The 26,030-nt window shown below is 64.1% G+C and carries 22 protein-coding genes; 16 read left to right on the top strand and 6 right to left on the bottom strand.

Annotation, left to right across the window (positions count from 1 at the left end):
• Nucleotides 1–5 precede the first annotated feature (5 nt).
• From L5014_RS04450 to L5014_RS04435, 4 genes are all read left to right on the top strand, one after another.
• The gene (locus tag L5014_RS04450; RefSeq protein WP_238462358.1) at nt 6–1,286 is read left to right on the top strand and encodes a high-affinity branched-chain amino acid ABC transporter permease LivM; all 1,281 of its coding nucleotides are present in this window, start codon (nt 6–8) and stop codon (nt 1,284–1,286) included.
• Complete coding sequence (gene livG, locus L5014_RS04445; RefSeq protein WP_238462357.1) at nt 1,283–2,053, top strand: high-affinity branched-chain amino acid ABC transporter ATP-binding protein LivG; 771 nt, start codon at nt 1,283–1,285, stop codon at nt 2,051–2,053. The genes L5014_RS04450 and livG overlap by 4 nt, the downstream gene beginning before the upstream one ends.
• On the top strand, nt 2,053–2,754 hold the full coding sequence (locus L5014_RS04440) for an ABC transporter ATP-binding protein (protein WP_238462356.1): 702 nt from the start codon (nt 2,053–2,055) through the stop codon (nt 2,752–2,754). The genes livG and L5014_RS04440 overlap by 1 nt, the downstream gene beginning before the upstream one ends.
• 400 nt (nt 2,755–3,154) lie before the next feature.
• The gene (locus tag L5014_RS04435; protein WP_238462355.1) at nt 3,155–3,760 is read left to right on the top strand and encodes a DUF4337 domain-containing protein; all 606 of its coding nucleotides are present in this window, start codon (nt 3,155–3,157) and stop codon (nt 3,758–3,760) included.
• 63 nt (nt 3,761–3,823) lie between these two features.
• On the opposite strand, the gene L5014_RS04430 is transcribed toward L5014_RS04435, so the two are convergent.
• The gene (locus tag L5014_RS04430; protein ID WP_238462354.1) at nt 3,824–4,267 is read right to left on the bottom strand and encodes a hypothetical protein; all 444 of its coding nucleotides are present in this window, start codon (nt 4,265–4,267) and stop codon (nt 3,824–3,826) included.
• 205 nt (nt 4,268–4,472) lie between these two features.
• Nucleotides 4,473–4,952: a DUF2501 domain-containing protein gene (locus L5014_RS04425; protein ID WP_238462353.1), complete on the bottom strand. Its 480-nt coding sequence runs from the start codon at nt 4,950–4,952 to the stop codon at nt 4,473–4,475.
• A 113-nt stretch (nt 4,953–5,065) separates the two neighbouring features.
• Here L5014_RS04425 and L5014_RS04420 point away from each other — a divergent pair, with 113 nt between their 5' ends.
• Nucleotides 5,066–5,575 carry a hypothetical protein gene (locus tag L5014_RS04420; RefSeq protein WP_238462352.1) on the top strand — a complete coding sequence of 170 codons (510 nt, stop codon included), beginning with the start codon at nt 5,066–5,068 and terminating at the stop codon, nt 5,573–5,575.
• A gap of 147 nt (nt 5,576–5,722) precedes the next feature.
• The gene (locus L5014_RS04415; protein WP_238462351.1) at nt 5,723–7,000 is read left to right on the top strand and encodes a transposase; all 1,278 of its coding nucleotides are present in this window, start codon (nt 5,723–5,725) and stop codon (nt 6,998–7,000) included.
• Between the two features lie 282 nt (nt 7,001–7,282).
• Here the strand turns inward: L5014_RS04415 and L5014_RS04410 are convergent, their stop codons facing one another.
• Complete coding sequence (locus L5014_RS04410) at nt 7,283–8,815, bottom strand: mannose-1-phosphate guanylyltransferase/mannose-6-phosphate isomerase (RefSeq protein WP_238462350.1); 1,533 nt, start codon at nt 8,813–8,815, stop codon at nt 7,283–7,285.
• A 513-nt stretch (nt 8,816–9,328) separates the two neighbouring features.
• Here L5014_RS04410 and L5014_RS04405 point away from each other — a divergent pair.
• The 10 genes from L5014_RS04405 (at nt 9,329) to L5014_RS04360 (ending at nt 22,408) form a co-directional block, all read left to right on the top strand.
• Nucleotides 9,329–10,708 carry an undecaprenyl-phosphate glucose phosphotransferase gene (locus tag L5014_RS04405; RefSeq protein WP_238462349.1) on the top strand — a complete coding sequence of 460 codons (1,380 nt, stop codon included), beginning with the start codon at nt 9,329–9,331 and terminating at the stop codon, nt 10,706–10,708.
• A gap of 102 nt (nt 10,709–10,810) precedes the next feature.
• On the top strand, nt 10,811–12,247 hold the full coding sequence (locus L5014_RS04400) for a UDP-glucose dehydrogenase family protein (RefSeq protein ID WP_238462348.1): 1,437 nt from the start codon (nt 10,811–10,813) through the stop codon (nt 12,245–12,247).
• Nucleotides 12,248–12,320: 73 nt separating this feature from the next.
• The gene (locus L5014_RS04395; RefSeq protein ID WP_238462347.1) at nt 12,321–12,782 is read left to right on the top strand and encodes an arsenate reductase/protein-tyrosine-phosphatase family protein; all 462 of its coding nucleotides are present in this window, start codon (nt 12,321–12,323) and stop codon (nt 12,780–12,782) included.
• A complete protein-coding gene (locus L5014_RS04390) occupies nt 12,773–13,954 on the top strand; it encodes a polysaccharide biosynthesis/export family protein (protein ID WP_420800011.1) in 1,182 nt (393 codons plus the stop codon). Before L5014_RS04395 ends, L5014_RS04390 begins: the two co-directional genes overlap by 10 nt.
• A gap of 50 nt (nt 13,955–14,004) precedes the next feature.
• Complete coding sequence (locus L5014_RS04385) at nt 14,005–16,239, top strand: polysaccharide biosynthesis tyrosine autokinase (RefSeq protein ID WP_420800016.1); 2,235 nt, start codon at nt 14,005–14,007, stop codon at nt 16,237–16,239.
• Between the two features lie 87 nt (nt 16,240–16,326).
• Nucleotides 16,327–17,253, top strand: a complete 927-nt coding sequence (locus L5014_RS04380; RefSeq protein WP_238462344.1) for a glycosyltransferase family 2 protein — start codon at nt 16,327–16,329, stop codon at nt 17,251–17,253.
• A 45-nt stretch (nt 17,254–17,298) separates the two neighbouring features.
• The gene (locus tag L5014_RS04375; RefSeq protein WP_238462343.1) at nt 17,299–18,486 is read left to right on the top strand and encodes a glycosyltransferase; all 1,188 of its coding nucleotides are present in this window, start codon (nt 17,299–17,301) and stop codon (nt 18,484–18,486) included.
• Complete coding sequence (locus L5014_RS04370; protein WP_420800015.1) at nt 18,486–20,021, top strand: glucose-6-phosphate isomerase; 1,536 nt, start codon at nt 18,486–18,488, stop codon at nt 20,019–20,021. Before L5014_RS04375 ends, L5014_RS04370 begins: the two co-directional genes overlap by 1 nt.
• On the top strand, nt 20,018–21,226 hold the full coding sequence (locus L5014_RS04365; RefSeq protein WP_238462341.1) for a glycosyltransferase family 4 protein: 1,209 nt from the start codon (nt 20,018–20,020) through the stop codon (nt 21,224–21,226). Before L5014_RS04370 ends, L5014_RS04365 begins: the two co-directional genes overlap by 4 nt.
• 12 nt (nt 21,227–21,238) lie before the next feature.
• Complete coding sequence (locus tag L5014_RS04360; protein WP_238462340.1) at nt 21,239–22,408, top strand: glycosyltransferase family 4 protein; 1,170 nt, start codon at nt 21,239–21,241, stop codon at nt 22,406–22,408.
• Nucleotides 22,409–22,558: 150 nt separating this feature from the next.
• Here the strand turns inward: L5014_RS04360 and L5014_RS04355 are convergent, their stop codons facing one another.
• The 3 genes from L5014_RS04355 to L5014_RS04345 form a co-directional block, all read right to left on the bottom strand.
• Nucleotides 22,559–23,521, bottom strand: a complete 963-nt coding sequence (locus L5014_RS04355) for an NAD-dependent epimerase/dehydratase family protein (RefSeq protein WP_238462339.1) — start codon at nt 23,519–23,521, stop codon at nt 22,559–22,561.
• Entirely contained in the window at nt 23,508–24,551 is a 1,044-nt protein-coding gene (gene gmd, locus L5014_RS04350) for a GDP-mannose 4,6-dehydratase (RefSeq protein ID WP_238462338.1), read from the bottom strand. Before gmd ends, L5014_RS04355 begins: the two co-directional genes overlap by 14 nt.
• Before the next feature lie 87 nt (nt 24,552–24,638).
• The gene (locus L5014_RS04345) at nt 24,639–25,724 is read right to left on the bottom strand and encodes an acyltransferase family protein (protein WP_238462337.1); all 1,086 of its coding nucleotides are present in this window, start codon (nt 25,722–25,724) and stop codon (nt 24,639–24,641) included.
• Nucleotides 25,725–26,030 lie beyond the last annotated feature (306 nt).

Genomic DNA, 26,030 nt, shown 5'->3' with positions numbered 1-26,030 from the left:
TTGCCATGAGTCAGACTGTTCCGGTTCGCGTGGCCGCCAGGGTCACACAAGCTCCGTCGTCGTCGCAGACCTTGAAGGGCGCGTTCGCCGCGGCCATTGCGACGATCATTCTCACCGCACCGATCCTCGGCCTGCAGCTCACGCTCGACGGCTATCAGGTCGTGCTGCACCAGCACTGGCGTCCCGTGTGGATCGCCGCCGCCGTGGTGTTCGTGTTCCAGCTCGTCAAGCCGATGTTTGCGCGCGCAACCAGTTCGGTGCGTATTCCCAAGGCGCCCGCGCTCGGTGCGCGCCAGCAGCGCGTGGCGATCTGGGTGCTGCTCGCGTTCGGCGCCGTGTTTCCGTTCATGGGCTCGCGCGGTGCGGTGGACGTGGCGACGCTCGCACTCATCTACGTGATTCTCGGCCTCGGCCTGAATATCGTGGTGGGCTTCGCGGGGCTGCTCGATCTCGGCTATGTGGGCTTCTATGCGGTGGGCGGCTATACGTATGCGCTGCTCAACCAGTACTTCGGTTTCACGTTCTGGGAATGCCTGCCGCTGGCGGCGCTTGCTTCGGCCACGTTCGGCTTCGTGCTCGGCTTTCCGGTGCTGCGCCTGCGCGGCGACTATCTCGCGATCGTGACGCTGGGCTTCGGCGAGATCATCCGCTTGCTGCTCAATAACCTCACGAGCATCACGGGCGGCCCGGATGGCATCTCCAGCATTCCCAAGCCGACGGTGTTCGGCTTCGAGATGGCCCGCCGCGCAAGCGTGGAAGGTGCGAAGACGTTCAACGACCTGATCGGCATCGAATACAGCGGCGAGCACATGGTGATCTTCCTGTACCTGCTTGCGCTGGTGCTGGTGGCGTTCACGCTGTTCGTGACGAGCCGCCTGTTGCGCATGCCGATGGGCCGCGCATGGGAGGCGCTGCGCGAAGACGAGATCGCGTGCCGCTCGCTCGGCCTCAATCCCACGCGCATCAAGCTCTCGGCGTTCACGCTGGGCGCTTCGTTCGCGGGTCTCGCGGGCGCGTTCTTCGCGGCGCGCCAGGGGCTCGTCACGCCCGAGTCGTTCACCTTTATCGAGTCGGCGCTGATTCTCGCCGTGGTGGTGCTGGGCGGCATGGGCTCGCAACTGGGCGTGGTGCTCGCGGCGATCCTGCTCACGGTGCTGCCCGAAGTGGCGCGCGGCTTTGCCGAATATCGCATGCTGATTTTCGGTCTGGTGATGGTGCTGATGATGATGTGGCGTCCGCAGGGCCTGTTGCCCGCGAGCCGTCCGCACGTGGAGTTGCCGCAATGAGCGCACAAGCGTTGTTGAAAGTAGCAGGCCTGCAAATGCGCTTCGGCGGTCTGCTTGCCGTGGACGGCATCGACTTCGACGTGCGTCCTAATGAGGTGTTCGCGATCATCGGGCCGAACGGCGCGGGCAAGACCACGGTGTTCAACTGCGTGGGCGGTTTCTACAAGCCGAGCGCGGGCGACATCGTGCTGGAAGGCCACGCTATTACCGGGCAGCCGAGCCACCAGGTCGCGCGTCGCGGCCTCGTGCGCACGTTCCAGAATATTCGTTTGTTCAAGCAGCTCACGGTGCTGGAAAACTTGATGGTCGCGCAGCACCTGAAGGTGAACCGCAACATGCTGAGCGGCCTCTTTGCGACGCCCGCGTACCGCCGCGCCGAGCGCGCGGCGCTCGAACGCGCCGCGTACTGGCTCGAGCGCGTGGGCCTGAAGCAGGTGGCCAACCGCGAGGCAGGCACGCTTTCGTATGGTCACCAGCGCCGCCTCGAAATCGCGCGCTGCATGATTACCGATCCGCGTCTCTTGATGCTCGACGAACCCGCTGCGGGCCTGAACCCGCAGGAGAAGATCGAGCTGCAGCAGATGGTGGACGGGTTGCGCAACGAGTTCGGAATCTCCGTACTCCTGATCGAGCACGACATGAGTCTCGTGATGGGCGTATCGGACCGCATCCTCGTGATGGAGCACGGCAAGCCGATCATGATCGGCCTGCCCGACGAAGTGCGCAACGACGCGCGCGTGATCAAGGCCTATCTCGGAGAGGACTGATGCTGAAGCTGGAAAATGTCCATACCCACTATGGCGCGGTTCAAGCGCTGGCGGGCGTGTCGATCGAAGTGAACAAGGGTGAGATCGTCACGCTGATCGGCAGCAACGGCGCCGGCAAGACCACGCTCATGATGACGGTGTGCGGCACGCCGCGCGCCTCGTCGGGGCGCGTGACGTTCGAGGGCGAGGACATCACGCGCAAGGCTACGCACGAGATCATGCGCATGGGCATGGCGATCTCGCCGGAAGGCCGCCGCGTGTTCCCGAGCCTCACCGTGCTAGAGAACCTGCAAATGGGCGGCTTCTTCGCCTCTGAGCAGGAGATCGAAGCGGGCATCGAGCATGTGTTCAAGCTGTTTCCGCGCCTGAACCAGCGCGCGAAGCAGCGTGCCGGCACGATGTCGGGCGGCGAGCAGCAAATGCTCGCGATCGGCCGCGCGCTGATGAGCAAGCCGCGCTTGCTGCTGCTCGACGAGCCCACGCTCGGCCTCGCGCCGCTCGTGATCGCACAGATCTTCGACATCATCCGCGCGATCCGCGAGGAAGGCGTGACGGTGTTCCTCGTCGAGCAGAACGCGAACAAGGCGCTGCACGTGGCCGATCGCGGCTACGTGCTCGAAACGGGGCGCGTCGTGCTCGCCGACAGCGCCGACAATCTGCTCGCGAACGACAACATCAAGCGCGCCTATCTGGGCGGTTGAGCGTTCGCGCTTATTTGTCGTTTATTCGTCGCTCCCTTTCGCGCCTGCTTCTCGCGTCTGCTTCTCGCGTCTGTTTTACGCGTCTGTTTTACGCGCCTGCTTCTCGCGCACCGGGCACCGGCCCGCGCAATCCACCGCACTCGTGCGGCGGTTGTGCGGGCCTTTTTCATTCTGTCTCCCGCAAGACAGGGCGTGCGGCGCGCCGGACATAACCTTCCAGTTAAAGACGAATTAACTTTCAATTCAATTTCGATTGGATGCAATTTTCTTTCTGGTTGTGACATGCGTAACCAGGGCTGGACAAGCGGGCCGCGCTCACGATAATTGAGCATTCCGCGAGCGCGGCCCGCGGGGCATGCGCGATGCGCGGGGGTTTCAAGTCACACCGGGGAGTGGTTGGATGTCTGAAGACTATGAAGTGCATGGTCCACACGATCACGCAGTCGAACATGCGGCGGCCGCCCATGGGGGCCATGGCGATGGCGAGCGCGACCCGTTTCCGGGCCGCATGGCGGTGATGACCGCGATTCTCGCCTCGATCGGCGCGATCCTCGCTTACCAGAGCGGCAACAGCGAGAATCTCGCGCTCTATTACAAGAACGAAGCGGCCATTCGCAAAACCGAAGCGGCGAATCAATGGGCCTGGTATCAGGCCAAGGGTGAGAAGCAGCACCTCGCCGAATTGGGCGCCGGGCTCGCCGCGCTCACGCCGAATTCAGCCGCAGCCCAGCGCCGCTTCGCCGCCGACGCCGACCGCTATAGCAAGGAGAAAGAGCCGATTCGTGCGCAGGCGGAGTTGCTGGAGAAGCAGGTGGCGCAGAACGACGCTCACGCGGAGGAGCTGCTGCACGGCCACCATCGCTGGGCGCAGGCGACCACGCTGATTCAGATTTCGATCGCGCTCACCGCCATTACGCTGCTTACGCGCAGAAAATGGCTGATGTGGGCTTCGCTGGGCGTGGGCGCGGCGGGCGTGGTGCTGGGCGCGTTGGCGTTCTTCGCCTAGCCCGCGTGTGGCGGGCCGAGGCGGTTCACGTGAGCGCTCGTGCCGAACATTCGCGCGGGTGGCTCAGCCGCCGCATACGATGGCCGTGAGCAGCAGCGGCACGACTGAGTGCACGGTGGCGTCGCTGTTGGCCTCGCGCACGCGCGTGCGGACCGATTCCGCAGGCGCGGAGACCACGACGCCATAAACCGGCGCATCGATTTCCTTGCCCGCGCCGCGATGGAAGAGGGTGTCATCGTGCGCGTAGCCGAGCACGACGTAAATGGGAAAGCCGAATGCACTCAGGCGGTTGCCGTGCACGGGGCGAAACGCATTGACCGAGTTCGCTTCCACCCGGCTCGGCTTAGGGTCGATGGACTTTTCTTCAATCAGTGCCGAAATGAATTCATGCGGGTTCGACGTGCAGTCGAACCGCTCGTCCTCGGGTTGCGCCTGCGCGACGTGCGGCGTGAGGAGGGCGGCGAGCCCCGCGCAAAGCGCGCAAAGCACGACGAATAAAGGCAACACGGTGTTTCGGCGCGGGTACATGAGTGACAAAAACCACTTGCGTTCCATTTGAATCTATTCGACACCCAAACCCCGCCAGTGTTCAAGTGGTGCGGCACGCAAATTGCGCAGTTTTGCGCCGCGCCGCACATTCAGCCGGGCTTGCGCCATGCAAAAAACGGCCATCTCGCGCGTGCACGCGGGCGTGGCCGTCATGCGATTGCTGTTAGAGCATCGATTTCGCCTGCGACAGGATCGTGTCGCACACCTGCCGCGTGGCGGTTTGCTTGAGGCCGTTGCTGGAGAGGTCGAGTTGCTGACCGTTGCCGGCCGTGAGGATGCCATTGCTGCCCTGCGTGTAGCCGCTATCCGTGGTGGAGGCGCCGCCGGGCAACTTGCTGAGCAGCGAGTCTTTCACGCCGCTGGCGGTATCGGCGTTGAGGTAGTTGTTCTTGAGGCAGTACTGGAGCAAGCCGGTGACGTTGCCGAGGCTGTTCGAGCTGAGCGAGGAGCCCGAGAGCGCGCTGCCGAGGCTGCCGAGACTTCCCAGACTGCCGGCCGCGCCCGAAGTCGCGCCGCTGCCGCCTGCCTGGTTGAGCAGGTTGCCGAGCTGGGCCTGGGCGGTGTTCCACGGCGCGAGCAGAGCGGCGGCGACACCTGCCACGGCAATCAGGGCGCGGGCGCTGCGCAATGCTGAAGTGTGCATACACGAATCTCCTGGATAACTGCGAATTGATGACTGAACCTCTCGTACTATAGACGCATTCGCCGCGCGGCCTTTGCTGAGTGGCCGCGTGATCAGCGATATGCGTCTTCATAATGAGCTTTGCATCGGTACGCATAATCGAACGCGTGTTCGCGGGCGTGTTCGTCGCGACGGCTAGGCATGCGCGGGGCATGAAATGCAGGGCCCAACACGCGCAGGGTGCCGATTTCATCGCCACGTCATTTGTTGTTGGCACAACGAAGTATGGCTGGAACCTGCGCCGCGATGAATCGATGAAGAGGAAAGGGGCCTCGGAATCGACGCGGGGTCTGGCACGAGATGCGAGTGCGCGAGCATCGAATGTCGAGGGGGCGGGAAAAGCGAAGGGCTTGCGAAAGGATGAAAAAAGGCCTTGCTGCAAGGGCTTTTCTCGGCCACGAAGCGGGCTTGAAGGCCAATTTGCAAGTGCTATTGTGCATAAAGCGGGCCACGAAAAGCGTTACTTTGTTTCTAACCGTAACACTTATTACGGCCCTCCTCATTGGCTGGTTTCAGATGGTATGCTTCCTGCACAAATTCTCCCTTGCACGAGTGAGACCACGTTCTTTGCGTCAATTCCGTGAATACGCGCACTGCTAATGTGCAGCCGGGGACGCAAATGAGCATGTCATATAAGCATATGGTGCAACCGAGCACGCCAACGCGGACAGCAAGATCCGTGGGCGAACGCTCCGTCACTGCAGCCCCGGTCCGGCTGCGTGGAGAACAGCATGAATTTCGAAGAACTGAGCGATGACGAGTGGGTGTTGGTGTCCGCGCTCGTATCCGATGAACCACCCATACGCCTGAACCGCCGCGGTCGCCCGCGCGCGGAACCACGTGTCGTAGCAAATGCTGTGCTGTGGATCCTCACGACCGGTGAATCCTGGTCGCGTCTGCCTGCGCGCTATCCGTCCGGCCCGACCTGCCGACGTCGTTTCGAGGAGTGGCACGTGAGCGGCACGCTCGGCGAGCTGGTCAAGCTGCTCGTGCAGCGCGGCCGTAGCTTCGTCTACGTGCCCGAGCCCGTGCAGCCCCAGGCGCCTGTGCAGAGTGCACAGGCCGCACAGTCCGTGGCAGCGGTGGCCGAGGAAGTCGTCGAAGACGACGGCTTGCCTGCGGTCTACTGGAAGAGCCCCGAGGCATGGCAGGCGCCCGCGGCGGTTGCCGACGCACCGCTTGCCAACCCCATCGAGAGCATGACCCGGCAACTCGTGAGCCTGGACAATGGGCAAGCGCCGTCCGGGACGCCCGCTCATGCGCAGCAGCAGGTGCCCCATCGTTCGCAGCCCACGCATGCGTCGGGTTCCGTGCCGCGTCAGGCCGACGCGAGCGTGAGCGCGCCCGTTGCGAGCCGCACCGTCGTGCCCGAAGAGAACGAAGCGGACATCGAGCCCGCAGGCGATATGCCGTGGACGAGCGCCACGCCGCCCGCCGTGCAGACCGTGGAGTGGCGCGGCTGCGAGATCCAGCTGAGCGTGGAGTTCGCGCGCAACGACATGTATCGCGCGGCCGTGGAGATCATCAAGGACGGCAAGCGCATGGAGCGCTCGGGCCTGATCGGGCCGCCGTTCGAGGATTGCGAGGCGGCGCGGCACTACGCGTTCGAGTGGGCGCGTCAATGGATCGAGCGCGAGTTGCCTGCGTCCGCAGGGGCTTCTTCCGCTGGCGGCGTTAGCGCGTCTGCCAACGGCTCGGCCCTGGCGCTGCCGTATGTGTCCAGCAACGTATCGAATAGCGCGTCGAACAGCGCATCGGCCGCCGTGGTCACGCGCACCATGCCCGCAGTGGCTTCCAGCGCGGTGAACGCGGTCGTGGCGGCGAACGGGGTTGCCGGTTCCAACGGCGCCAACGGTGCCGCCGGCAACGTGCGCATTGCGCCGTTGCAGCGCTACGCATCGACCGCCGTGCTGCGCAACGGTGGCGAGGCGCACGATACTTCCTCCGCAAACGGTGCGGGCGCCGACCGCCACCACCACATCGCGCGTTACAGAACGCATCTGGGCTAGGAGCGGGCGCACGTCCGCGCCTGCTTGCACATTCGTTGCCGCAGTCGTGGCATCGGTTGCATCGCTCGTCGAGCGCGCCGTTGTAATCAGCGCTGTAATCACATTGCGCATCGCTTCTTGCATTCCTGCTTGCACAAACGGCTGTAGCGGTTGAATCGTCGACTATGTCGAACGATCCAGCCGCTACAGCCGCTTATGTTGTCTCCGTCCATTGCTTGTCTGCTTTCTGCATTCGTTGCGGGGCGCTACGCAGCGCCCCATCAAGCTATATTCAGCGTGGCGTTACTGCCGGCCGTACTGATCGTCCAGACGCACGATATCGTCTTCGCCGAGGTACGAGCCCGACTGCACCTCGATGATCTCGAGCGGCATCTTGCCGGGGTTCTCGAGACGGTGCGACACGCCCAGCGGAATGTACGCCGATTCGTTTTCCGAAACGATAAAGCGCTCTTCACCCCGCGTGACGAGTGCCGTGCCGCGTACCACGACCCAGTGCTCGGCGCGATGATGATGCATCTGCAGCGACAGGCGCGCGCCCGGCTCGACCACGATGCGCTTGACCTGGAAGCGTTCGCCGCTGTCGACGCTGTCGTAGTGGCCCCACGGGCGATGCACGAGACGATGCGCGACGGCTTCGCTGCGGTGTTGCTTCTTCAGGCGCTGAACGATCTTCTTCACGTCCTGGGCGCGCGAGCGGTCGGCCACGAGCACGGCGTCGGCGGTTTCGACCACCACCAGATTCTCGGTGCCGAGGCAGGCGATCAGGCGTCCGTCCGAGTGCGCGAAGGTATCGTTCGCGCCTTCGAACATCACTTCGCCTTGCGCCACGTTGCCGGCTTCGTCCTTCGATGCGACTTGCCACACGGTGTCCCACGAGCCGAGATCGGTCCAGCCCGCGGCGAGCGGCACAACCACGCCGCCGGCCACGCTCGTGTCGCTGGAAAGCGGCTCCATCACCGCATAGTCGATCGAGTTGGACGGCGAGCGCGCGAACGCTTCGCGGTCCACGCGGAAGAAGTCGCCGTCTTCCTTGCCGTCCTTGACGGCGGCTGCGCAGGCTTCGTAAATCTCGGGCTCGAAATGGCGAATGGCCTTGAGCCACGTGCTGGCGCGCATGATGAAGATGCCGCTGTTCCACCAGTAGCGCTGCGAGGCGACGTATTGCTGCGCGAGCTCGAAATAGGGCTTTTCGACGAAGCCGCTCAGGCGTCGTGCACCGGCCTCGCCGTTTGCCTGAGCGTCGGCCGCGATCGGCTCGCCCACGTGAATGTAGCCATAGCCCGTTTCGGGGCGCGTGGGCACGATGCCCATCGTCACGATCTGGCCGTTGGCCGCGTGACGCACACCATCGGCAACCGCGGCCTGGAAGGCTTCGAGGTCCGCGAGCGCGTGGTCCGCGGGCATCACTACGAGAATGCCGTCCTGCTGCTCGGCGACCACGGCCAGCGCGGCGATGGTGAGCGCGGGCGCGGTGTCGCGCGCGAGCGGCTCGAGAATGAGGCGCGCTTCCTTGCCTGCCGCGCGTACCTGGTCGGCGGTGGTGAAGCGATGCTCTTCATTGCACACGATCATCAGCTTGTCGGCGAGGGTGACGCGCTCGGCTAGCGCGTCGAGACGGCCTGCCGTATCCGCGAGCAGCGAGCGCTCGCCGACGAGGTTGATCATCTGCTTCGGGTACTGTTCGCGCGACAGTGGCCACAGCCGCGAACCCGCGCCGCCCGCAAGCACCACAGGGCAGACTTGCAGCGCGTTGCGCGATTCGGCGCGCGCATCGGTTGCGCGCGCCGATGTCGTTGCGGAACCCGTATCCGTCATCTCATTCTCCTGAAAGGGGTTTCGGTTCTGCGATTTGTAGCATGCTTAAAATCGATATAAATAGATTCGTAAAGAAGAAAACGGAAAATATTCGGATCAAATAGAAAATAATCAATCCGTCACAATGCGGCGACGATAAAAAATCGAATAAAAATGGCGGAGCCGATCCGAACCCGATCGGGCGGCCCTGAAATTAATCGGGGTCCGGTGCAATGAGTGCGGAAAATTTTGCCGCTCCGGAGAGCCAGCCCAGCAACTTGCATCTGCAATTTGCGGCAAACGTTGCCGAAAAAATCACACAAAAAATAGACAGTTAGCCACGAAACATTTGGAGATACTTTTGGGCGTTGCGCATTCAATTTTTATCGTGCTTTATTAGGGTTTATTCGGATGCGCTTTATCGGCGCCAGGCGAGCCTGGTGCAATTTCCCTGATTCCTGAAGTCTTTGTAGCGGCGGCCATGATGCGTAGCGCGTGGCTGCAATTCTTTTTTTCTAACCCGAGGTGCCGGACATGCTGAGCGTTCTAGCCAGAATTATCGATGTTGCCGCCATCGCCGCCGGTGCCCTGGTGGCGGCTGCCTTGCACCAGGGTAAATTCGCGGCGCTCTCCGATGCGGAGAGCGTGGCGCTTGCGTTCAATTGCGTGCTCGCGATCTGGATGTTTCCGGCGTTCGGCATCTACCAGTCGTGGCGCGGCAAGTCGCTCTACGTGCTCGCGGCCCGCGTGTGCGCCGCGTGGGTCGCGGTGGAGTGCACGGGCATTCTGCTGTCGTTCAGCGTGCACCGCGCCGATTCGCTTTCGCGTATCTGGCTCGGCTACTGGGTGGTCGCATCGGTTGCGTTCCTGATCGTCTCGAAGACGGTCGTGCACATGGTGCTGCGCGGCCTGCGTCGCGAAGGCTACAACCAGAAGGCGGTGGCCGTGGTGGGCGATCATCGCTGCTCGCGCTTCCTGATCGAGCAGATGAAGAGCCACCCCGAGGCGGGCTTTCATCCCGCGCTCGTGTTCGACGAGGACAGCGACGCCGATGGCGATGCGCAGCTCGATGGCGTGAAAGTCGAGCGCGACCTGCGGGCCACGCTGGAATACGTGCGCGAGCATGATGTGCGCGAACTGTGGCTCGCGCTGCCGATCACGAAGGAGCGCACGATTCATCGCACCGTCATGGCGTTGCGCAACGATTTCGTGAACATCCGCTTCATTCCGGACGTGCGCAGCCTGTCGTTCTTCAGCCAGCCCGTGGTCGATCTGCTCGGCGTGCCGGCCATCAATCTGGCGGCTTCGCCGGTCACGGATCTGCGCGTGCTGCCCAAGCGCGTGTTCGACATCGTGTTTGCCGGCGCCGTGCTGGTGGCGCTCGCGCCGTTGCTGGGCGTGATTTCGCTGGCGGTCAAGCTGACCTCGAAGGGGCCGGTCTTCTTCAAGCAGCGTCGTAAAGGTCTCGACGGCAACGAGTTCGAGATCTACAAGTTCCGCTCGATGAAGGTCCATGCGGAAGTGGCGGGGCAGATCACGCAGGCGCGCCGCAACGATCCGCGCGTCACGCGCGTGGGCGCTTTCCTGCGTCGCACGAGCCTCGACGAGCTGCCGCAATTCATCAACGTGCTCAAGGGCGAGATGTCGGTGGTGGGGCCGCGCCCGCACGCGCTGGCGCACGACGACATTTACAAGGACCTCGTGCGCGGTTACATGGCGCGCTATCGCATCAAGCCCGGCATCACCGGCTGGGCGCAGGTCAACGGCTATCGCGGCGAAACCGACCGCGTGGAGAAAATGCGCGACCGTGTGCGTTTCGACCTGCATTACATGCAGCACTGGAGCTTCGGTCTCGATCTGCGCATCGTGGCGATGACCATGTGGAAAGGCTTCGCCGGCCACAACGCATATTGAGTGAGCGGGCCGGGCCCGAGTCGTGCTCTTGCGGTGCGGATGCACTGCGCATGACGGCGCGGGCCGGATAGACACCAACAGGCAATTACTTTTGAGGTGGGCATGAATCTGACGATCATTGGCAGCGGTTATGTGGGTCTCGTAACGGGCGCGTGTCTGGCCGACATCGGCAACGACGTGTTCTGTCTCGACGTCGACCAGCACAAGATCGACCTGCTCAATCAAGGCGTCGTGCCGATTCACGAGCCGGGCCTGCAAGAGATCATCGAGCGCAACCGGCGCGCGCGCCGGCTCACGTTCTCGACCGATGTCGAGGCGGCCGTCGCGCACGGCGACGTGCAGTTCATCGCGGTGGGCACGCCGCCCGACGAGGACGGCTCCGCCGATCTGCAATACGTGCTGGCAGCCGCGCGCAATATCGGCCGCCACATGAAGGGCTTCAAGGTGATCGTCGACAAGTCGACGGTGCCCGTGGGCACGGCCGCGCTCGTGCGTGACGCCATTGCTTCCGAGCTGCGCAAGCGCGGCGAGAGCCAGATGTTCTCGGTGGTCTCGAACCCCGAGTTCCTGAAGGAAGGCGCTGCCGTGGAAGACTTCGCGCGCCCCGACCGCATCGTGCTGGGCTGCGACGACGACGTGCCCGGCGAGCGCGCGCGCGAGCTGATGAAGCGCCTCTACGCACCGTTCAATCGCAATCGCGAACGCACGCTCTACATGGACGTGCATTCGGCCGAGTTCACGAAGTACGCGGCCAATGCCATGCTCGCCACGCGCATCTCGTTCATGAACGAGCTTGCGAATCTCGCCGACCGCGTGGGTGCCGACATCGAGGCGGTGCGTCGCGGCATCGGCTCCGACCCGCGCATCGGCTACGACTTTCTCTACGCGGGCTGCGGCTATGGCGGCTCGTGCTTCCCGAAGGATGTGAAGGCGCTGGTGCGCACTTCCGAGGAATTCGGCGAGCCGCTGCAAATCCTGCGCGCGGTGGAAGCCGTGAACGACGCCCAGAAGCAGGTGCTCGCGCAGAAAATCGTCACGCGCTTCGGCTCCGATCTCACGGGCCGCACCTTTGGCCTCTGGGGCCTCGCGTTCAAGCCGAACACGGACGACATGCGCGAAGCACCGAGCCGCACACTGATCGCCGAGCTGCTCGCGCGCGGCGCGCGCGTGGTGGCCTATGACCCGGTCGCCATGCCCGAAGCGCGGCGCGTGCTCGCACTCGATCTGGCCACGACGCCCGAGCAGCTCGAACGCCTCACCTACGTACAGGACGCGATGGAAGCGGCCAGCGGCGCGGACGCGCTCGTGGTCGCCACCGAGTGGAAGGTGTTCAAGGCGCCGGACTTCGAGACGCTCAAGGAACAACTGAAGACGCCGATCGTGTTCGACGGGCGCAATCTCTACGACCCGCCCGCGATGCAGGAACTCGGCGTCGAATATCACGCGGTGGGCCGCGCGAGCGCTGCGCAATCGAGCCGCGCGCGCGCCGAAGCCGCTACCCAGACTACGCAGACTACGCAGACGCGGGTTTCCGCGTAGCGACGCCCGGCATAAGCGCCATCAAGCGCCGTGCTTGAAGAAGCAATAAGGAAAACTGAGGAGCCATCGGGCCATGTTCAAGGACGTATTGATCGTCTGCCATGCAAATGTCTGCCGCTCGCCCGCGGCGGAGCAGCTATTTCGCGCGCGCTTTATCGAGCAGACGCGCGATCGGGCTGGCAAGCACGCGGGCGCGTTTCATTCGGCGGGCCTGCGCGCGCTGGACGGCGAGGACATGGACCCGGTGATGCAGCGCCTGCTCGCTGAGCGCGGCGTGGAGGTCGGCGAGCATCGCTCGCGCCGCCTCACGCCACGCCTCGTGCGCCGCGCCGACCTCGTGCTCGTGACGGAGCGCCACCAGGTGAGTGCCGTCGAGCGTATTGAACCGACCGCGCGCGGCAAGGTGTACGCGCTAGGCAATTGGGAAAACTCGGATGTCGCCGATCCGCATGGCCTCGATGAGGTCGCGTATCGCGAGAGTCTGGAGTTGATGGATCGACTGGTTAAGGGATGGCTGAGCCGAATATGCCAATGAAAAAACTCAATCTGATGACTGCTCTGGCGTTGAGCGCCTTCGTTGCGGCGTGCTCCACGGCGCCCGGCAATTACCTCGACACGTCGAGCCTCAAAGAGCAGAAGAACGACGAGCCGCAGAAGCAGTACGACGTGCATCTGATCACGTCGCAACTCGTGATGCAGCAGGCGCAGTCCGCCGCGTCGGCCCAGAAGGCCGAGGTGCCCCCGGGCAAGTTTGCGAATACCTCGGATTACACGTACCACATCGCGCCGCAGGACATTCTGGGCGTGACGGTGTACGACCACCCCGAGCTTTCGACGCCGCAAGGCTCGACGTTCTCGTCGGGCGGCAACACCACGCAGACCGTGGGGCAGGCGCTCAAGCAGCCATATACCACCGCGCTGCCGGGCGAGGCCGACCCCTACGGGCAGACCGTGGCGAAGGACGGCACGATCTACTTCCCGTTCGTGGGCCGCGTGCGGGCAGTGGGCAAGACGCCGGGCCAGCTGCGCGACCAGATCGCGTCGGGCCTCGGGCCGTACATCAAGAACCCGCAGGTGGACGTGCGCGTGCTCGCCTATCGCAGCCAGAAGGTGCAGGTGACCGGCGACGTGAAGACGCCTGGCCCGCTCGCCATGAGCGATGTGCCGCTCACGCTCGTGGACGCCATCACGCGCTCGGGCGGCACCACCGACGGCGCCGACATCAACCGCGTGCGCCTCACCCGCAACGGCAAGCTCTACACACTCGACGCCAACGCCATGCTCGACGGCGGCGACCAGAGCCAGAACGTGGTGCTGCAGGACGGCGACATCGTCAATATTCCGGATCGTTCGGATAGCAGAATATTCGTGATGGGCGAGGTGAAGACGCCGACCCAGACCAGTCTGATCCGCGGCAAGCTCACCATTGCCGACGCGCTCACGACGGCCGGCGGCATTCTCGACACCGACGCGAACCCGCGCCAGATCTTCGTGATGCGCGGCATGAAGGACAACCCAACCCAGCCGGAGATCTACCGACTCGATATGACCAAGCCCGACGCGATCATGCTGTCGTCGCAATTCCAGCTCAAGCCGCTGGATGTCGTGTACGTCGGAACGGCCGCCTCGACCACCTTCAACCGTGTGTTGCAGCAGGTGTTGCCGACTGTCCAGACGGTCTTCTACCTGAAGCAGCTCACGCGCTAAAAGCGCGCGGGCATTCTTTTCTCGCAACACGAGTTAAAAAACGGGATCGAATCGTGAGTACGCAACAAGCCATCAGTCAACCGGCCCCGGCGGCCCGCACAGAGGAAGAGGACGTCGTCCTCGGCCAGTTGCTGCGCGTCATCTTTGACGACATCGGCTGGCTCATCGCGATCGCCGCAGTGGTGATCGGTGCAGCCGTGTTCTATTGCTTCGTGGCCAAGCCGATCTATACGGCCGACACGCAGGTCCGCGTCGAGCAGCAGGACTACACGTCCCAGGCGCTCACGCAGACGCAGTCCGGCGCGAACGTCACCAGCGGACAGCAGGGCAGCCTGCCAACCGACGCCGAAATCCAGATGATCCAGAGCCGCAGCGTGCTCGAACCGGTCGTCAAACAGTTCAAGCTGAACTTCACGGCCGCGCCGGTCTCGCTGCCCGTCATCGGCAGCCTCGCCGCGCGTCTCGCGACGCCGGGCACGCCCTCGCATCCGTGGTTCGGCCTCAAGGACTATGCATGGGGCGGCGAAGTCCTCAACATCGATTCGATCCAGGTGGCGCCCGAGCTCGAAGGCAAGAAGCTCACGCTCACCGCGCTCGACGACAACCGCTACGTGATTTCCGGGCCCGATGGCGGCCGCCTGCTCGAAGGCGCGGTTGGTCAGCGCGTGCAGGGCGGCGGCGTCACGCTGCTCGTGAACGAGCTCAAGGCACGCCCGGGCGAGCGCTTCAAGGTCGTGCGCCTGAACGACCTCGATGCGGTCTCGGCGTTCCAGAACGCCCTCAAGGTGCAGGAGCAGGGCAAGCAGACGGGTGTGATCGACATCGCGCTCGAAGGCAGCGACCCGCAAGCGGCCGCCGATATCGCCAACGCCGTCGCGCAGTCGTATCTGCGCGAGCACGTGGCGACCAAGCAGGCCGACGCGAGCAAGATGCTCGACTTCCTGCGCAGCGAGCAGCCGCGCCTGAAGGCCGATCTCGAACACGCCGAAGCCGCGCTCACCGCGTATCAGAGCAAGTCGGGTTCGATCAACGCGAGCGACGAAGCCAAGATCTACCTGGACGGCAGCGTGCAGTACGAGCAGCAAATTTCGGCGATGCAATTGCAGATCGCTTCGCTCCAGCAACGCTTTGGCGAGCAGCACCCGTTGCTGATCGCCGCGCGCCAGCAGCTCGCGCAATTGCAGGGCGAGCGTGCGAAGTACGACACCAAGTTCCGCGACCTGCCGGCCACTGAAGTGAAGGCCGTGCAGTTGCAGCGCGACGCGAAGGTGGCGGAAGACATCTACGTGCTGCTGCTCAATCGTATTCAGGAGCTTTCGGTGCAGCGCGTGGGCACGGGCGGCAACGTCCATATCGTCGACGCCGCGATGCGCCCGGGCAACCCTTCGAAGCCGAAGAAGCTGCTCATCATCTCGGCGGCCTCGATGCTCGGCCTCATCCTCGGCACCGGCTTCGTGCTGATGCGCCGGAACATGTTCAAGGGCATCGTCGATCCGGACCAGATCGAGCGCACCTTCGATCTGCCCGTGTACGGCCTCGTGCCGCTCTCGGCGGAGCAGGCCGCGCTGGAGAAGCGCGCCCCGACGCGCGGCGGCACGCGTATGCGTGAAGTGCTCGCGAACGTGGCGCCCAAGGACCTCACGGTCGAGAGCCTGCGCTCGCTGCGCACCTCGCTGCAATTCAGCGTCATGGATGCGCGCAATCACGTTGTCGTCATGACCGGCTCGGTGCCCGGCGTGGGCAAGAGCTTCCTCACGGCGAACCTTGCCGTGCTGCTGGCCCACTCGGGCAAGCGCGTGCTGATGATCGACGGCGACATGCGCCGCGGCGCGCTCGAGCGCTACCTGGGCGGCCCGCAGGCCAATGGTTTTTCGGAACTGCTCTCCGGCCAGATCGCGCTGGACGAGGCCATTCGCGCGACCGAAGTGGACAACCTGCACTTCATCTCGTGCGGCCGCCGTCCGCCGAACCCGTCCGAGCTGCTGATGTCGCCGCGCCTGAACCAGTACCTCGAAGGGCTCGCGAAGCGCTACGACATCCTGCTCGTGGATACGCCGCCGGTGCTCGCCGTGACCGATGCCGCCATCCTGAGCGGTCATGCGGGATCGACCTTCCTCGTGCTGCGCTCGGGCGTGCATACGGAGGCCGAAATCGCCGATACGCTCAAGCGTCTGCGCAATGCGGGCGTGCACGTGACCGGCGGGGTCTTCAACGGGGTGTCGGCGCGCGCGCACGGCAAGTACGCGTATGGCTATGCCAACGTGCAGGAATACCTGAGCGCCTGATGCGCAATGGAGCTACAGCGGCCGGACCATGTCATTGCAGACGAAATGCAGCCGAAAACGCGAGTTGAAACAACGGAGAAAAGCGCGATGAAAGTGACCGTGCTCGTGCCGACGTATCGTCGTCCTGACGATCTGGCGCGCTGCCTCTCGGCGCTGCTGCGCCAGCAGCGCACGCCGGATCAGATCGTCGTGGTGGCGCGTGCCGACGACCAAGCCACGCATGCCTGCCTCGCCGGGCACGCGACGCCTCAGGTGCTCAACGTGGAGGTGGCGACCGTGGAGGAGCCGGGGCAGGTGGCCGCGCTCAATCGCGGTCTGGAAGCCGCGACGGGCGACGTGATCGCCATTACCGACGACGACGCCGCGCCGCACGCCGACTGGGTCGCGCGCATCGCGGCGCACTTCGAGGCCGACGACAAGCTGGGCGCGCTCGGCGGGCGCGACTGGGTTCACGAGGAAGGCCGCGTGCTCGATGGCGAGTGCGTGCTCGTGGGGCGCGTGCAGCGCTCGGGGCGCATCGTCGGCAATCACCACCTGGGGGTGGGCGAAGCGCGCGAAGTCGATCTGCTCAAGGGCGCGAACATGAGCTACCGGCGCGCCGCCATCGGCGAGCTGCGCTTCGACCGCCGCCTGCGCGGCAGCGGCGCGCAGACGCATAACGACATGGCGTTCAGCATGAGCGTGAAGCGTTCGGGCTGGAAACTCGTGTACGACCCGCGCGTGGCCGTCGACCATTTTCCCGCGCCGCGTCCCGGCGAAGATCCGCGCAATGCGCAGACGCTCGCCTCGATCCGCAACGCCGCCTACAACTTCCACCTGATCCTGCGCGGCAATCTTTCGCCGCTGCATCGCGAGACGGCCTGGTGGTGGTGGGCGCTCATCGGCACCCGTGTTTATCCGGGCCTGCTGCATACGGGCCTGAGCGCAGTACGCGCGGGCTCGCCTGCCGTGGCGTTCGCGCGCTGGCGCGCCGTGCGCGGCGGCGCACACGAGGCGCGCCGCGCCATCGCCTGAGGCACCTCACGCGCATTTTGTAATCGATTCAACGGAGGACCTCGAATGAGCGGTACGCAAGTCCACGTCCACCTCTTCTATGGCGCCGACCCGCGCCGTTACCGCAAGGGTGAGAACATCGGCTCCCTTTACGGCTACCATCACGCGGAGTCCGCGGAGTTCGCGCTCAACTACGCGCAGGATACGAGCGAGAGCACGCCGGTACGCTTCGCGCGCCGCGCACTGAAGGCCGCGCTGGGCTTCGATTTCATTCACGCATGGCGCAATCGCCGTGCGATTCTCGATTCGGACGTGATCTGGACGCATACGGAACAGGAGCATCTGGCCGTGGCGCTGGTTCTGCTCATGAACGCGAAGAAGGGCGGCGCGCGTCCGCTGCTGCTCGCGCAAAGCGTGTGGCTGCTCGACCGCTGGCCCGGCTACGGCGCGCTGCGCCGCGCGTTCTACCAACGCCTGCTCAAGCGCGCCGACCTGCTGACCACGCTCGCGAGCGAGAACGCGGCGCTATGCGGCGACTATTTCGGCCGCGATGCGCGTCACGTGCTTTACGGTTTGAACACCAACGATTTTCCGCTGCGTCCGCCTTCGCACTGGAAGCCGAACACGCCCGTGCGCGTGGCCGGCATCGGCAACGACCGCGACCGCGACTGGACCACGCTCGTGGGCGCGCTCGGCAACGACGCGCGCTATCAGGTGCGCATCGCCACGCGTAGGCGCATGCCCGCTTCGGCACGCGCGTCGAACGTGGAGATCGTGCGCGTGTCCGGCATCCAGCAGCAGCACGCGCTCTATGATTGGGCCGATATCATCGTCGTGCCGCTGCGCCCCAACACGCACGCATCGGGTATTACCGTGATGCTCGAGGCGGCGGCGCTCGGCAAGCCGATGATCGTCACGAAGGTGGGCGCACTCGAAGATTACTTCGACGAAAAGGCCGCGTTCTACGTCGAGCCCTTCAATACCCAGCAATTGCAGGCCGCCGTGAATGCGCTCGTCGACGATCCCGCGCGTGCGCTCGCCCAGGCGCGCGCGGCCTGCGAGCAATTGACCACGCGCGATCTCACGACCGAGAACTTTGCTCGCCAGCACGCGCAATTGACGCGTGAAATGATGCGCGAGCGCGATCCGCGCGTGGCGCAGAGCGCGGGTGCTCGCGCTGCGAATCAGGCCGCGAATCAGGCCGCGAATCAGCCTTCGGGCCAGGCTTCAGGTCAGTTGCCGGGCGGGATGTAATCATGCGTATTCCGTCTGCTGTTCCTTCTCCGCCACCGCCGCCTTCGCGGCCCATCACGGTGCGTGCCGCCGCGCCGGCAGCACCCGCAGCATCGGCCGCACGCAAGCGCTCAGGCCTGCGCCGCGCGCTCGGCCGCGATACGCTGCCGGTGATCGCGCTGTGGACCCTCACGACGCTGCTGATTCTCGCGCACCAGGGTACGGTGCTCACGCTCGCGTTTCCGGTGCTCGCCATCGGCGTGGGCTTTTGGCTCTACTTCGTGAATCCGGTTCGCTATATCGGCTACATGTGGTGGCTATGGTTCCTGAGCCCCGAGGTGCGGCGCCTCGCCGACTTCGGCAAGGGCGGCTTCACGCCCACGAGCCTGATTCAGGTTGCGCCGCTCGCAGTCACGATGATCAGCGGGATTTCGCTGCTGCGCTACTACCCGCTGCTCGCGCAGCGTCGCGGGCTGCCGATCCTGCTCGCGATGCTCGGCATCGGCTACGGGTTCGTGGTGGGCGTGGTGGGCAGCGGCCCCGCCGCCGCGGTCTACGACCTGGCGAACTGGATCTATCCGTTCCTGATCGGCTTTCACATCATGGTGCTCACGCGCCAGTATCCCGAGTGCCGCGACACCATCGTCAACACGTTCATCTACGGCATGCTCGTGATGGGCGCCTACGGCCTCGTGCAGTTCTTCATCATGCCGCCGTGGGACGCCATGTGGATGATCGGCTCCGACATGAACTCGCAGGGCGATCCGGTGCCGCTGGGCGTGCGCGTGTTCAGCACGATGAACTCCTCGGGCCCGTTCGCGTTCGCGATGATGGGCGCGATGGTGCTCGTGATGGCCGCGAAGCATCGCGTGCGCTGGGTTGCGGCGGCGTTCGGCTTCTTCGCGTTCGCGCTATCGCTGGTGCGCTCGACCTGGGGCGGCTGGGCGATCGCCATGGTGATCCAGTTGATGAAGTCGAGCAACAAGGTGCGTATTCGCATCATCGTGAGCGCGCTCGTGCTCGCGGGCGTGTGCGTGCCGCTGCTGACTTTCGGCCCCGTGGCCGAGCGCATGCAGCAGCGCCTGGATACGCTCGTGAACCTGAAGGACGACCAGAGCTATGCAGCGCGTAACCAGTTCTACGCCGACTTCGCGAAAAAGGCCTTCACCGATGTGACGGGCGAAGGCCTGGGCGCCACCGGCGCATCGACCAAGCTTTCCAGCAATAACGGCCAACTCGGCCAGTACGGCAGCTTCGACAGCGGCGTGATGAACATCCCGTTCGTGCTCGGCTGGCCCGGCACGCTGATGTATATGTCGGGCGTGCTGTGGCTCATCGTGCGCGCGCTGCGCATCGCGCTGCGCATGCCCGAGGACCGCTACGTCTGCGCGTGCATGAGCCTCATGGTGTCGATCTTCGCGATGCTCGTGTTCACCAACTCGCTGGTCGGCACGGGCGGTCTGCTGCTGTTTTCGAGTGTGTTTTCCATTCTTGGCGCGGGCCACTGGAGCAAGCTGACTCGTCTCCAGGCCCGCAACATGGAGGTCTCCAATTGAGAGTCGCAATCGTCACGCACGTGGTGCGCCACAACGACGGCCAGGGGCGTGTCAATCACGAAATCGCGCGCGCGGCCCTCGACGAAGGATTCGAGGTCACGCTGGTGGCTTCGCATGTCGCGCCGGAACTGCTGGCGCATCCGAAAGTGAAGTGGGTGCCGGTGCAGCCTTCGCGCGCGTGGCCGACCAATCTGCTGCGCCAGCAGGTGTTCGCGCTCAAGAGCGCGCTGTGGCTGCGCCGCCATCGCCGCGAATACGACGTGCTGCATGTGAACGGCTTCATCACGTGGGCGCATGCCGACGTCAACACCGCGCACTTCGTGCACGGCGGCTGGGGGCGCAGCAAGTATTACCCGTTCGCGCTTACGGGCGGCGTATGGTCGGCGTACCAGACCATCTACACGCGCGCCAACGCGGTGCTGGAGCGCTGGGCCTACCGGCGTTCGCGCGTGATCGCGGCCGTCTCGCGCAAAGTGGCCGACGAGATCGTCGCCTCGGGCGGCAACCCCGTCGAGCGGCTCGACGTGATCTACAACGGCGTGGATACGCGCGGCTTCGCCTCGGCCAGCGCCGACCGCACGAAGTTCGAACTGCCGGAAGACAAGTTCTTCCTGCTCTTCGTGGGCGACCTGCGCACGCCGCGCAAGAATCTCGGCACCGTGCTGCATGCACTCAAGCAACTGCCCGAGCGCGTGCATCTGGCGGTGGCGGGCTACCTGCCCGGCAGCCCGTACCCGGAGATGGCGCGCGAACTGGGAATTGCCTCGCGCGTGCATTTCCTCGGTCTGGTGCGGGAAATGCCGGTGCTGATGCGCAGCGTGGATGCTTACGTATTTCCTTCGCGCTACGAAGCAATGAGCCTCTCCCTGCTGGAGGCGATGGCGGCGGGGCTGCCCGTGGTCACCGCGCAGACGGCGGGCGGGGCGGAAATCATCACGCCCGATTGCGGCATCGTGCTGGACGACCCGGACGACGCACCCGCGCTCGCGGGCGCGATCCTGCAACTCGCCGATGATACCCCGCGCCGCCTTGCCATGGGTGAGGCCGCCGCGAAGCTGGCCGGCGAATTCGGCTGGGCGCGCATGGCCTCGCAATACATCGCGCTCTATCGCCAGTTGGCTGGCGACGCGGGCGCCACCGTGCGCAACGAAGCAAACGACGAAGCACGTGTATATCAGACAGAACACGCCAGTATTCGGGCATAACAAGGATACGAAATGACAAAACATTCCATCCGTTCGCTACAGATCGGCATGCACTGGTTTCCGGAGCGTGCGGGCGGGCTCGACCGCATGTATTACTCGCTCGTGGGGGCGCTGCCGGGTGCAGGTGTGCACGTGCGCGGCGTCGTGGCCGGCTCCCCCAAAGTGGCCGAAGACAGCGGCGGTGCGATCCAGGGCTTCGGCTCGGCCGCTCGCTCGCTGCCGTTTCGCTTGATGGACGCGCGCCGCGCGCTGCGTCGCGAGATTCAGAGCCATCGGCCTGATGTGATTTCCTCGCACTTCGCGCTTTATACCTTTCCGGGGCTCGATGTGACACGCGGTATTCCGCAGGTCTCGCATTTTCAGGGGCCTTGGGCCGATGAGAGTTTCGTCGAAGGCGCGGCCTCGCTGAGTCAGCGTATCAAGCATTCGCTTGAACAGTCGGTGTACGAACGATCGTCGCGGCTTATTGTGTTGTCGAAAGCGTTTGGTGACATTCTTACGAAGCGCTATGCGATCTCGCCCGAGCGTGTGCGTATCGTGCCGGGTTGCGTGGATACCGCGCATTTCGATCCGGCTTGTACGCGCGCCGAGGCGCGTTTGCGTCTGCAATTGCCGCAGAATCGTCCGATCGTGCTGGCCGTGCGCCGACTCGTGCGCCGCATGGGGCTGGAAGATCTGATCGATGCGATCAAGGTGGTGAAGCAGCGTCACCCTGACGTGCTGCTGCTGATTGCCGGGCGCGGACGTCTGGAAGCCGAACTGCAACAGCGCATTGATGAAGCGGGATTGACTGATAACGTCAAGCTGCTGGGTTTTGTGCCTGATGCGCAGTTGCCATCGCTTTATCGCGCGGCGACGCTGAGTGTCGTGCCTACAGTGGCGCTTGAAGGCTTTGGGCTTATCACGGTGGAGTCGCTTTCGGCGGGTACGCCGGTGCTGGTTACACCGGTGGGTGGGTTGCCTGAAGCCGTGGCTGGGCTCTCGCAGGATCTCGTGTTGCCGGAAACGGGTGCTGCCGCGATTGCTGAAGGTATCGATGCCGCTTTTTCTGGGCGTATCAAGTTGCCTGATGAAGACGCGTGCAAGACTTATGCGCGGGAGAATTTCGATAATGCTGTGATCGCTAAGCGTGTCGCTGATGTTTATGCTGAAGCTATTTCTGCCGCTGGTGGGGTGCATTAAGTAGCTTTGGTTGTTTGGGGTGGTTGTCGCGTTTCCTTGCTTTCGTGGTGGTCTATTAGCGTTGCCCCGCACAGGGGCAACGCTAATAGACCGACACGAACACAAGGAAACGCGACAACCGCAGGAACCGCGACAAGCAGCCCACCTAATTCAACCGGCCCGCAAGCGCCGGCACGCTTCCTCAAACATCCACCGAAGCGTCCCTTCGATAGGCGTACACGCAAATTCACCCACAATCGATCGCAACTTCGCATTCGAGCCCACCAGATGCCTCACTTCATTGGCACGCACAAAACGCGAATCGACGTTGACTTCAATTTCATAACCCGCGATACGCGAGAGCATGGCAAGCACTTCACCGAGCGTCCAGCCGGTCCCGGAACAGACATTGACCGTCTCGCCGCGCGGCGCCGCCGCAATGAGCCTCGCATAGGCATCCACCACATCGCGCACATCGGAGAAGTCGCGACTCACCTCAGTATTGCCAAGCGAGATCGAGCGGTCGCCGCGCGCATAATGCTCGACGATCTTGGGCAGCAGAAAATCGGTGCTCTGGCCCACGCCTGTGTAGTTGAACGGCCGCGCGATCATCAACGGCAACTGCGCGTTCCAGCGCTTCGCGACGTATTCCATCGCGAGCTTGCTCACCGCGTAATCGTTCGCCGGCTGCGGCGCCACGCATTCGTCGATGACGCCGGATGTCGCGTTGCCATAGACGTTCGCGCTGCTCGCGAGCAGCACGGCGCGCGGCAGATGACGCTGGTGCGCCAGCACGTCGAGCAGGTTGCGCGTGCCGACCACGTTGACGACATAGGTGCGGGCGACGTCGCCGTTGGCGACGTTCGCCATCGCCGCGAGGTGCACGACCACTTCGGGCCGCACTGCCTCCACGGCGTGGGCGAGCGCTTCGGGGTCGAGCAGGTCGGCGGCGAGCGCTGTGATGCCGCCCGGCACGCCCGCATCGTCAACGGGTTCGCCGGCGCGCACGGTGCCCCAGATGCGGTAGCCGTCCGCGGCCAGGCGTGCGGCCATGTAGCGGCCCGTGAAGCCGCCCACGCCGGTGATGAGCGCGCGTGGCGCGCGCGCGTCGTTAGAACGCTCAGAACGTGTCATGTCGCTCGTTGCGCGTGAGGTCGGCCGTGACCATCATCTGGCAGAGTTGCTCGAGCGAGGTTTGCGGCTCCCAGCCGAGCTTGCTGCGCGCTTTGCTCGCGTCGCCGATCAGCAGATCGACTTCGGCAGGGCGGTAAAAGCGCGGGCTCACGCGTACCAGCGTGCGGCCCGTGGCAATGTCGACGGCGGTCTCGCGCTCGGCGCGGCCCGACCATTCGAGCTGGAAGCCGGCCGCGGCGAATGCCATCGTCACGAAGTCGCGCACGGTTTCGGTGCGGCCCGTGGCGAGTACATAGGTGTCCGGATCGTCGGCTTGCAGCATGCGCCACATGCCTTCCACGTATTCGGAGGCGTAGCCCCAGTCGCGCTTGGCGTCCATGTTGCCGAGTTCGAGCACGCTTTGCTTGCCGAGCTTGATCTTCGCCACGGCGTCGGTGATCTTGCGCGTCACGAACTCGCGGCCGCGCAGCGGCGATTCGTGATTGAACAGAATGCCGCTGGTCGCGAAGATGTCATAGGACTCGCGGTAGTTGACCGTGGACCAGTGCGCGAACAGCTTGGCGATGCCATACGGGCTGCGCGGGTAGAACGGCGTATCTTCGCGCTGCGGCACGGCCTGGACCTTGCCGAACATTTCGGAGGTCGAAGCCTGATAGAAACGCATTTTCGGGTTGACCACGCGAATGCCTTCGAGCAGGTTCAGCGCGCCAACACCGGTCACTTCGGCCGTGGTCACGGGCTGGTCGAACGATACGCCCACGAAACTTTGCGCCGCGAGGTTGTAGATCTCGCTTGCCTGGGCGCGTTCGAGCAGGCGCAGCGTCGAGCCGGCATCGGTGAGATCGTGCTCGACGAGTTCGAGCGAGGGATGATCCGTGACGCCGAGTTCGTTCATGCGCCAGAAGTTGACCGAGCTGGTACGCCGGTAGGTGCCGACCACCTGATAGCCCTTGTCGAGCAGCAGTTTGGTCAGATACGCGCCGTCCTGGCCGGATACGCCGGTGATGATCGCTTTGCGTCGTTCGTTCATGTGTCAGTACCTTTGAAATAGCGAACGTGGATTCGGAATCTGCTTGTCAGTTTTGCCAGTTTCGTCAGTCGAAAATCGGGTCGAGATTCAGGACTGCGAGGTGGGGGCGCTCACATGCTCGCGCACGGCGGCGTGCGCAGGCAGGGGGCGGCGGTTCGGGCCGCGCGTGAGACGCTTTTCGAAGAGAAACCAGCTTGCGCTCGCATAGGCGAGCGTGATGGCGAGCGCGATGGCGGCGCTCACGGGGCGGCTGTAATGGAGCGGCCACACCGCATAGAGAATCGTGAGGTGAATCAGATAGATCGTGTAGCTGATGGTGCCGATATAGACCAGCACCGGATTGCAGAGCATACGTTTGATGAAGCCCTTCGATTGCAGCGCGAACACCACCGTGGAAGTGCACAGCACGAGCGATACGCTGTAGAGCATGGCGTTCGAGAGCGGCGTGTTGGCGGCGCGAAAGCGCGGGTAATGCAGGTGCAGCCACGCGAGCACGGCGAGCGCGGCAAAGAACAGGATGGCCGCCGGCACCTTGAAGGGTTCGAGCGCGTTACGGTCGCGCCGCACGAGCACGGCGAGCAGCGCGCCCATCGCGAGCAGGTCCATGCGGAACGGCGTGAGGTAATAAATGGGCCAGAACGAATCGAACCACGGCGTCGCGACCGCGCGCAGCACGGGCACGATGAGCACGAGCGCTGCGGCCACCACGGCGAGCATGCGTTGCGGCAGCAACAGCACCACGAAGGGCCAGAAGATATAGAACTGCTCCTCGACCGCGAGCGACCAGAGAATGTTGAGGCTGTCGTGGCCGCTCTGGCCCAGCGCGTCGCCGATATTGGTCGCGAAGAACGCGTACCACGGCCAGTAGTGCGCCCAGCCGAAGCCGAACAGCAGCGACGAGACGATCATCAGCAGGATGTACGGCGGCAGGATGCGGCGCACGCGGCGCGCATAGAAGTAGCTGAAATACGACTGCCCGCGCGACTTGCGTTCGAGCAGGATGCCGGTGATCAGAAAGCCGCTCAGCACGAAGAACAGATCGACACCCATCCAGAGCGGCGCGCGCAGTGCGTGCTGCGCGAACACGGCGAGTACCGCGAAGGCGCGCAAGCCGTCGAGCTGGACGATACGGTGGGCGTGTTGCGGTGGGCTGGCGAGGCTGTTTACGGTCATCGGCTATCCGGTTGTTTCATGCATGCATAGTCCGGGTTCATTCTAGAAAGAATTAAATGGTCAAAAAGCCGAAATATATTGATTTGCGATTTTTAAAATGAAAGCGATTTGATTGGCTGAATATGCGTCTCACTGCGAATTCGCCATTGCGAAGATTTCGTTGCAGTTTCGTTTCTGTTTCCTTTCCGAAATCGGGACAAGATCGTGCCGTGCCCGCCGCACGGGGCTTGGCGCTCCGCGCGGCGATTTATTTCGCCTGTGCGCCGTCAGGCGGGGCGAATACTGAATTTTTTTGAATTATTTTCG

Source organism: Paraburkholderia tagetis (assembly GCF_022213065.1).
GTDB lineage: Bacteria > Pseudomonadota > Gammaproteobacteria > Burkholderiales > Burkholderiaceae > Paraburkholderia > Paraburkholderia tagetis.
Note: the sequence above shows the minus strand (reverse complement) of the source record. Positions and strands in the feature narration are given on the sequence as shown.